At 44.2% G+C, this 9,362-nt stretch carries 7 protein-coding genes and 1 pseudogene; 1 reads left to right on the top strand and 7 read right to left on the bottom strand.

The genetic code is table 11. The features are described from left to right. The first annotated feature begins 46 nt into the window (after positions 1–46). Complete coding sequence (locus RDS42_RS00625) at positions 47–2,332, top strand: alpha-amylase family glycosyl hydrolase (RefSeq protein WP_308781896.1); 2,286 nt, start codon at positions 47–49, stop codon at positions 2,330–2,332. 7 nt (positions 2,333–2,339) lie between these two features. On the opposite strand, the gene RDS42_RS00620 is transcribed toward RDS42_RS00625, so the two are convergent. The 7 genes and pseudogenes from RDS42_RS00620 to RDS42_RS00590 form a co-directional block, all read right to left on the bottom strand. Beyond that, on the bottom strand, positions 2,340–3,473 hold the full coding sequence (locus RDS42_RS00620; protein WP_308781895.1) for an aminotransferase class V-fold PLP-dependent enzyme: 1,134 nt from the start codon (positions 3,471–3,473) through the stop codon (positions 2,340–2,342). A gap of 83 nt (positions 3,474–3,556) precedes the next feature. Next, positions 3,557–3,796, bottom strand: coding sequence for a DUF3343 domain-containing protein (locus RDS42_RS00615; RefSeq protein WP_331602296.1), 240 nt, complete (start codon positions 3,794–3,796; stop codon positions 3,557–3,559). Then, positions 3,793–4,409: pseudogene (gene yedF / locus RDS42_RS00610) on the bottom strand (sulfurtransferase-like selenium metabolism protein YedF). The gene RDS42_RS00615 and the pseudogene yedF overlap by 4 nt, the downstream one beginning before the upstream one ends. Positions 4,410–4,503: 94 nt before the next feature. Then, positions 4,504–7,002 (bottom strand): HAD-IC family P-type ATPase, encoded by a 2,499-nt coding sequence (locus RDS42_RS00605; protein WP_308781894.1) that lies wholly within the window; start codon positions 7,000–7,002, stop codon positions 4,504–4,506. Between the two features lie 109 nt (positions 7,003–7,111). Beyond that, a complete protein-coding gene (nifU, locus tag RDS42_RS00600) occupies positions 7,112–7,558 on the bottom strand; it encodes a Fe-S cluster assembly scaffold protein NifU (RefSeq protein ID WP_308781893.1) in 447 nt (148 codons plus the stop codon). A gap of 82 nt (positions 7,559–7,640) precedes the next feature. Next, the gene (gene nifS / locus RDS42_RS00595; protein WP_308781892.1) at positions 7,641–8,825 is read right to left on the bottom strand and encodes a cysteine desulfurase NifS; all 1,185 of its coding nucleotides are present in this window, start codon (positions 8,823–8,825) and stop codon (positions 7,641–7,643) included. Positions 8,826–8,856: 31 nt separating this feature from the next. Beyond that, the gene (locus RDS42_RS00590; RefSeq protein WP_308781891.1) at positions 8,857–9,291 is read right to left on the bottom strand and encodes an Rrf2 family transcriptional regulator; all 435 of its coding nucleotides are present in this window, start codon (positions 9,289–9,291) and stop codon (positions 8,857–8,859) included. Positions 9,292–9,362 lie beyond the last annotated feature (71 nt).

Genomic DNA, 9,362 nt, shown 5'->3' with positions numbered 1-9,362 from the left:
GTTTCGCAAACGCCTATTTAAATTAAACAGCAAAGGAGAAATTATTATGGCAAAAAAAAGACTCCAGAAAAAAAAAGCCGCAGCTGCAGCTGCAAAAACAGAGCAGACACTCACTGTAGCAAGCACTCCGGTATCCGATACAAAATCTGATAAAACAGAACCTGCAAGAGTAGAGACAAAAAAGACAGAGCCGATTAAGGTCGAAACCAAAAAAGTGGAGCCTGTTAAAGTTGAAACAAAAAAAGTGGATCCCGTCAAAGTCGAAACTAAGAAAGTGGATCCTGTTAAAGTTGAAACCAAAAAGGTAGATCCCGTCAAGGTCGAAACCAAAAAAGTTGAGCCCGTCAAAGTCGAAACTAAGAAAGTAGATCCCATCAAGGTCGAAACTAAAAAAGTAGAGCCTGTTAAAGTTGAAACAAAAAAGGTAGATCCGATTAAGGTCGAGACAAAAAAAGTGGATGCTCCTAAATTATCCGCCCGTCCGGAAGAGGAAGCCGTATATCAGGCACGCCTCAGCCGTCATCTGGATGAACTGAAATGGCTTTACTGCGAGCTTTACCAGGATAATCCTTATGTTGCCATGCATCTGAATGACCTTCTGGATGAACTGAAAAATTTCTACGATGCACGAAACACAGAGCTGAAAGCTTCCGATCTTGCCCGCGAAAAAGACCCCACATGGTACAAACGCAACGATCTTACCGGAATGATGATGTATGTAAACTCTTTCGCCGGAACTTTAAAAGGACTTGAAAGCAAACTGGATTATGTTCAGGAATGCAATGTAAATTATCTGCATCTGATGCCTCTTCTTGCCTCTCCGAAAGGACGCAGCGACGGCGGCTATGCCGTAGCAGATTTCCGCAGTGTTCAGGAAGAGCTGGGAACCATGGAGGATTTCTCTCACGTAACTGCCGAATGTCATAAACGGGGAATCAATGTGTGTCTTGATTTTGTCATGAACCATACTTCTGAGGATCACCAGTGGGCAAAACGCGCCCGTGCGGGTGAAAAAGAATATCAGGACCGTTACTTCTTCTTTGATTCCTATGATGTACCGGAAATGTATGAGAAAACCTGTCCTCAGGTCTTTCCGACAACAGCTCCCGGAAACTTCACATGGCTGGAGGATGTGCAGAAGCATGTCATGACCACTTTTTATCCATACCAGTGGGATCTTAACTACCGCAATCCTGTTGTGCTGAATGAAATGATCTTCAATATGCTTTATCTTGCAAATCAGGGTGTTGATATTGTCCGGCTGGATGCGGTTCCCTATATCTGGAAACAGCTTGGCACCAACTGCCGCAATCTTCCCCAGGTACATACCATTGTCCGTATCATGCGTATGATCTGCGAGATCGTATGCCCTGGCGTCCTTCTTCTGGGTGAAGTCGTTATGGCTCCTGAAAAGGTAGTTCCTTACTTCGGTACAGTGGAAAAACCAGAGTGCCATCTTCTTTACAATGTGACCACAATGGCAAGTACCTGGCATACTGTTGCCACAAGAGATGTTTCCCTGCTCCGCCGTCAGCTTGATATTGTAGCAGGACTTCCAAGAGATTATGTGTTCCAGAACTATCTCCGCTGTCATGATGACATCGGCTGGGGACTGGACTATGATTTCCTTGAAAGCTTTGGTATCCAGGAAATCCCTCATAAAAAATATCTGAATGATTTCCTTACCGGAAGCTATCAGGATTCCTTTGCACGAGGGGAGCTCTATAATGACGATCCCCGTCTTGGAGATGCAAGGCTGTGCGGAACCACTGCTTCTCTCTGCGGAATTGAACGTTTTGGTTTTGAAGGAAATGAAGAAGGGGTTGCAAGAGGCATCCGCTACGACATCACCCTTCATGCATTTATGCTTTCTCAGTCAGGCATCCCGGTAATCTACAGCGGTGATGAGATCGGACAGCTGAATGACTATTCCTATAAAAACGATCCTGAAAAGGCTGCTGATTCCCGTTATCTCCACAGAGGAAACTTTAACTGGGATCTGGCAGAAAACCGCCATCGTCCGGAAACTGTACAGGGAAAGCTTTTCCCAATTCTTGACAAGCTGGAAAAAGCAAGAAAAGAGCACAGTGTGTTTAACAGCGATGTGGCATTCCGCACTATTGACACCTGGGATTCTTCTATCCTTGCCCTGGTTCGCGAAAATGACAAGGAAAAATTCATTGGAATCTACAATTTCAGCGAATACGATAAGGTTGCATGGATCAACGAAGAAGACGGCATGTATACCGATCTGATCTCCGGAAGAGAAATGGAGGCAAGAGGTGTTCAGATTCCTGCCTTCGGATGCTTCTGGTTATTAAGAAAAAAATAAAAGCAGATTATTCTGCCAGTTCCCTGACAGCATCTATGCCTCTCTGTATTTCTTCTTCTGTATTAAAATGACTGAAGCTGAAGCGTACCGCCCCCTGTTCAGCAGTTCCCAGTGACTGATGCATCAGGGGAGCGCAGTGCGCTCCTGTTCTTGCTGCAATTCCATAATCCATATACAGTGCGTCTCCTACCTCACCGGAATCATAATCTCTGATATTCAAGGTTACGATTGCACAGCGTTCCATAGTGCGAAAATCTCCATAAACCTTCACTCCCGGAATATCCCGGACTCCCAAATAAAACTTCTCCATCAATTCCTGTTCTTTTTTACGAATAGATGTAATTCTCTTTTGATTCAGATAATCAACCGCAGCCCCCAGTCCGGCCAGTCCGTGTCCGTTGAGAGTCCCTGCCTCCAGAGCAGTGGGCATTTGTGCAGGATGCTTCTTTTCAAAGGTTTTCACTCCGCTTCCGCCGGATTTCAAAGGACGGACATTTACACCGGTTCTCACATACATACCACCGGTCCCCTGTGGTCCCAGAAGTCCCTTGTGACCGGTAAAACACAGAATATCAATATTCATCTTCTGCACATCAATATCGAATACACCTGCAGTCTGAGAGGCATCCACAACAAACCGGATTCCTCTGTCTCTAGCAGTTTTTCCTATCTGTCTGATATCAATAACATTCCCTGTAAGATTTGATCCATGGGTACAGATAAAGGCTTTGGTATTCGGACGGACTGCCGCCGCAAAGTCCTCCGGATATACCATCCCATACCCGTCACAGGGCAGAATCGTCACTTCCACGCCCTTTTCCTGCATTTCATACAGCGGACGAAGGACAGAATTGTGTTCCAGAACCGTAGTGACCACATGATCTCCCGGATCCAGTATTCCCTTAATCGCCGTATTCAGACTTTCTGTAGAATTTGAGGTAAATGCAATTCTGGAAGGATCCTCTCCATGAAAAAACTCTGAGATCCGTTCCCGAACCCCGTAAATATTCCGAGAAGCATCAAGGGACGCCTCATGGGCGCCCCTTCCTGCATTACCCAGAGAATTCATAGCCTGCGCCACTGCATGGATCACCGTTTCCGGCTTATGCATGGTTGTGGCTGCATTATCAAAATAAATCATAACGCTTCTCCTCTGTTCTATATGTTTCTGCTGCAAAGTGCAGCTCCTCTCCAATATAATCCTTGATCATATGTTTCCATATTTTATAATTCCATGAAAACTATCTGTTCCACTGTGAGGTTCAGTCTTTCTATTTTCTGCTTATATGCTTCATAATCTTCTGCTGTCATTTTCCAGGCAAGTCCGCAGCCTGCAGTGATCTCTCTTGGAACCGGGATCAGCCGTCCCGGAATTTTATAATCCCCACACTTTTTTTCCATGGACATGGCTGCTGTTGTTGTGGAAAAAGTCAGTACCGCACAGGGAAATTTTTTTCTTATCATGGCTTGATGATCAGAGATGCCTGACCCATTTTTTCAGCGATCACATACATATTCGTCACTGTTCCCACCTGGAGTTTTTCTGAAAGACCATAAAAGTTCAGACAGGTTCCGCATGCAAGGATTTCCACACCCTGAGCCTCCAGACTCTTCAAATCATCCAGTGTAGGAGCATCCTTACAGGCCAGTTTCACACCGCCATTGTAAAACAGAATCGTGGAAGGAAGCTGATCCTGCTGAGAAAGTGCATAGATGTAGCTTTTCATCAGCGCTGTTCCAAGCTCCGGATTTCCTTCTCCCATACATTCTGACGAAATCACCACTACCGTATTCTGACGTCTCCCATCCGGGATACAGGAAATTTCCTGCTTCTGAGTCTCCACGCCTTCTCCTGTAGTTACCTGGATTTCAACACGAAATTTCTTTTCCTCCAGTTTTTCTGAAATCACTGTATATCCGCTGCTCTTTCCCAGTTTTGTCAGATTCTGTACAGCGATCTCATTGTCTACAATGTTTCTACTGTACCACCCTGTGCCTTCAGCTCTTCTATAACTTTCTTTGTTTTTACTACAGGGATCGGACATACATCTCCTATTGCATCTACTGTCTTTTTCATATTCATTTCCACCTTTCTCTGCTCGCTGTCTGCTTTGGAATAATCGTTTTTAATCACAGATTCCTGAAACAACTGTTCAATCGGAATCTTTATTTTATACATCTTTGCCGTTCAGCAGTCTTGTCATAAAAGAAGTAACTGGTCCCGGTTTTTCTTTATCCAGAGAACGTGCAAAAATATCCCGGATCCATCCGGTGATCACATCGATCAGAACCGGTGCAAAGGTCATCAGGATAAATACCAGAATGATCATCCCAAAGTCCAGTGAGCCAAGCGCCAGCAACTTCTGGAAGATTACGGCTGCAGCAAAGAAAATAAACTGCATCCCATAAATAATTACCTTTCGGTAGCGGTTCAAAGGCGCATACACAGTCTTTAAAGCTGCCATATAATTCCATCCGGTCACAAGAACACAGGCTGTATTCAGCATATCATTGGAGTGATATACATTCTGACATACCAGCATAATCGTAAACACACAGGAGCTGATAGTAATGGCTGCCGGAAATGCATTTAAAAATACATGTCTCAAAAATGTATGATCAATTTTATCGTAATTGTTTTCCTGAGCAAGAAGGAAAGTTGGAATTCCCACCGCACAGGCGCTGATCAGAGACATCTGAATGGGCTCAAAAGGATATGCATTTCCAAAAAAGATAGTCAGCAGTGACAGCATAACTGAAAACATGGTCTTGATCAGGAACATGGACGCTGCGGTACGGATATTATTTACCACACGCCGCCCCTGGTTGACAATATGAGGCATCGATGCAAAATTGGAATCCAGAAGCACAACATTTGCAATATTCTTGGCCGCGTCGCTGCCCTGTGCCATAGCAATGCTGCAGTCTGCTTCCTTCAACGCTAAAACATCATTTACACCGTCTCCTGTCATGGCAACTGTATGCCCCTGACGTTTCAAAGCCTGTACCATTTGTTTTTTCTGCTGAGGAGTTACACGTCCAAACACACTGTAATCAGCTACCGCCTTCTGTATATCCTCCTCTGTTTCCAAAGTAGTCGCATCTACATAACGGTCTGCATTTTTCAATCCTGCACGTCTGGCAATTGCTGCAACAGTTACCGGATCATCACCGGAGATCACTTTCAGATCTACTTCCTGACTGTCAAAGAACTTCAGTGTATCCGGTGCTTCTTCACGGATCACGTCCGTAAGAAGAAGCAGTGCTATTGGTTGCAGCCCTGCCGGAAGCTCAGTTTCTTCAGTTTTTTCTGTACTATGAGCCAGTACAAGAACACGAAGCCCTTCTTCCGCATACTTCTGAGCATATTCTGTAAGCTTCCTGTTCTCCTCCGGAAAAAGGAACTGGGCAGCTCCCATCAGATACGTTCCTTCCTCATGGAATACGGCGCCGCTGTATTTTCTGTCAGACGAAAACGGTATCACATGATCGCATTCCATAGATGCCTTTGCTGGAAAACGCCTTCTAAGGGCATTGGCGGTTGCATTTTCGTCCCGAAGCACGCTCATCATACTGCACATGATACGCTCGATTTCTTTCATCTTTTCTGTGGACGTATTCTGCTCAGTTATTGTCTGAGAATCCTCCGGCTCTCTGTCATCTGCTGTTCTTTCACCGGATGTTTCCCTGTCATCTGTCGTTTCTGTACTGTCTGTTTCCTTATCCATGCTCAATGAAAAAGGTTCAACGCGTTCTACACGCATACTGCCTTCTGTGATCGTACCTGTCTTGTCCAGACAAAGTGTATCCACTCTTGCTAATGTTTCAATACAGTAAAGCTCCTGCACTAATGTCTTTTTATTTGCAAGTACAAGGGCTCCCAAAGTCAGAGCCACACTGGTAAGAAGCACGAGACCCTCAGGAATCATTCCCAGAACACCGGCCACCATACTTACAATAGAATCGCGGAAGCTGACTCCCACCATATAATACTGCTTATAAAAAAGCAGCGCTCCCAATGGAACAATAATAATACTGATCACCTTCAGTATGGCATTTAAAGAATTCCGCAGTTCAGAATTATGACGTTTAAACTCCTTTGCCTCACTGGTGATCTGGGAAGCATAATTATCCTTTCCTACATGAATGATCTGGCAGCAGGCCTCTCCTGCCGTTACAAAGCTTCCGGAAAACAGTTCATCTCCCTTATTTTTAGGAAGGTTATCTGATTCACCTGTCAGCAGAGATTCATTTACCTCCAGACTGCCTTCCAGTATCTTTGCATCTGCCGGAACCTGATCCCCTGTCTTCAGACAGACCAGGTCGTCCATAACAAGTTCCTCCGTAGGAACCGTCCACTTTTTCCCCTCTCGGATCACGACAGATTTTTTTGCAGTCAGAATTGCCAGTTTATCAATTGTTTTTTTTGCCCGGATCTCCTGCGCAATACCGATCAGTGTGTTGATAATTATGATACATACAAAAAAAGCATTTTTAAATGATCCTACCATAAGAACCAGTACAAGCAGCACCAGGTTCAGGAAGTTAAAAAATGTCAGTGTGTTTTCTTTAATGATCTGTTTATATGTTCTGGTATTTGGATTCTCGTCAGCATTTACCTGTCCGGCTTCAATCCGCTCTTTTACCTGTTCATCTGTAAGTCCAGTCAAGCTTCCACCTCACAATGCATTTTCTAATAAGCACAATAAGGCTGCGGCAGAAGCTTCCGGTATTTTCTTGCAGTTATACCGGAAAGCGCCTGTGCAGCCTTTTTAATTATTAATATTCTTCTTCGATTTCTTCTTCGTCTTCGTGAATATCAGACTTTGGTTTGGAAAGTCCCTCAATTTCAATATGATTCTTCTGGGCATAATCCCATAAAGCTGCATGGATTGCTTCTTCAGCCAGAAGTGAGCAGTGTACCTTCACTGGCGGAAGTCCGTCAAGCGCTTCCATAACTGCCTTATTAGTAACCTTCATAGCCTCTTCAATAGTTTTTCCGATCACAAGCTCAGTTGCCATACTGCTTGTAGCCACTGCCGCACCACATCCGAAAGTTTTAAATTTACAGTCTTTGATCACATGCGTCTCATCATCAATATCAAGGAAAATTCTCATGATATCTCCACATTTTGCATTTCCTACTGTTCCTACTCCGCTTGCATCTTCAATCTCTCCTACATTTCTGGGATGCTGAAAATGATCCATTACTTTTTCGCTGTACATAATTTACTTCCTCCTGTATTTTCGCACAAATATCATATTTCCTGTGGATTCCCATCCTTTATTTTCCATTCAGGTACGGGAGTTATTTCTGTTTTTTTACAAAATCCTCATAAAGCGGAGACATATTCCTCAGATTCTGGACAATTTCTTTCAGCTTATCTACTGTATAATCCAGTTCTTCTTTCGTAGTCTCCTCGCTGAGTGACAATCTTAAAGAACCATGGGCAATCTCATGAGGCAGGCCAATTGCCAGAAGAACATGAGAAGGATCCAGAGAACCTGATGTACATGCTGATCCGCTGGAGCCGCAGATTCCACATCCATCCAGCATCAGCAGCAGAGATTCTCCCTCAATAAAGCGAAAACTCACATTTACGTTATTTGGAAGACGTTTTACCGGATCTCCGTTCAGTTTCACATAAGGAATTTCTGATGTGATCCTGCCGATCAGATAATCTCTCAGTTCTATTTCTTTTTTCGCACGGTCCTCCATAGTTTTTGCCGCACGGTCCGCAGCAGCCCCATAGCCGACGATACCCGGAACATTTTCAGTTCCTGCACGGCGTTTTCTTTCCTGTGCTCCTCCATGGACGAAAGAACGGATTTTTACCCCCTTACGGATATAAAGGAAGCCGATTCCTTTCGGTCCGTTGATTTTATGTGCACTGGAGCTGAGCATATCAATATTGCATTCATCTACGTCTATCGGCAGCTGACAGAAAGCCTGAACCGCATCTGTATGGAAAAGTATCCCATGCTCTCTGGCAATCATTCCAATTTCTTTGATCGGCTGGATGGAACCAATTTCGTTATTTGCAAACATCACAGAAATCAGGATGGTTTCCGGTGTGATTGCTTTTTCCAGATCTTCCAGACGTACGATTCCGTTTTCATCTACATCAAGATAAGTGATCTTTGCCCCTCTTACCTTTTCCAGATATTCACATGTATGAAGAATAGCATGGTGTTCTATCTTTGTTGTAATTATGTGATTACCCTTACCCTTATATGCCTCAAACGCTGCTTTCAGCGCCCAGTTGTCGGCTTCTGATCCACCTGCAGTAAAATAAATTTCCTCTGTTTTGGCGTTCAGCACTTCTGCAATACGGTGTCTTGCTTTTGTTACTGCCGCTTTTGACTCCGCTGCAAAATCATATACACTGGATGGATTTCCATAATATTCTGTAAAATAAGGCAGCATGGCATCTACAACCTCAGGAGCTGTTTTTGTGGTAGCTGCATTATCCAGATAAATCAATTTATTCATAATTCTTATCCTCCTGCTATGATAAAATGTATTACATTCTCTCTTCCTGTTTTTTTCTGCTCTCTTCTATCAGCTGATCCAGCATCAAAGTGTCTACAGCCTGTGTAATACTGTCATTGATCCGTTTCCACACAAACTTCGCAACACAGATATCTTTTGTCTCACAGGTTTCTTCTGATGAGGTTCCTGCACACTGGGCTGCATCCAGACCGCCTTCCAGAACACGCAGGATATCTCCTACCGATATATCCTCTGCCGGACGTCCCAGACGATATCCGCCGCAGGCGCCGCGAGTGCTTTCCACAAGTCCTGCCCGCTTCAGTTTTCCCATCAGTTGTTCCAGATAGCTGACAGAAATATTCTGTCTTCCGGCAATACTCTGTATTGAAACAGCCTCTGTCTGACTAAACACACCCAGGTCTATCATAGCGCGAAGCCCATAAATCGCTCTCGTTGACAGCTTCATCTGTTCACCTCTTTTTAATTCCCAGTATTTTTGTCGGAATTACTGTAATTACAGTAACAGATAGCGGACGT

It is taken from the genome of uncultured Blautia sp., assembly GCF_902497045.1.
Lineage (GTDB): Bacteria > Bacillota > Clostridia > Lachnospirales > Lachnospiraceae > Blautia_A.
This window is presented reverse-complemented; position numbering and strand designations above follow the sequence as displayed.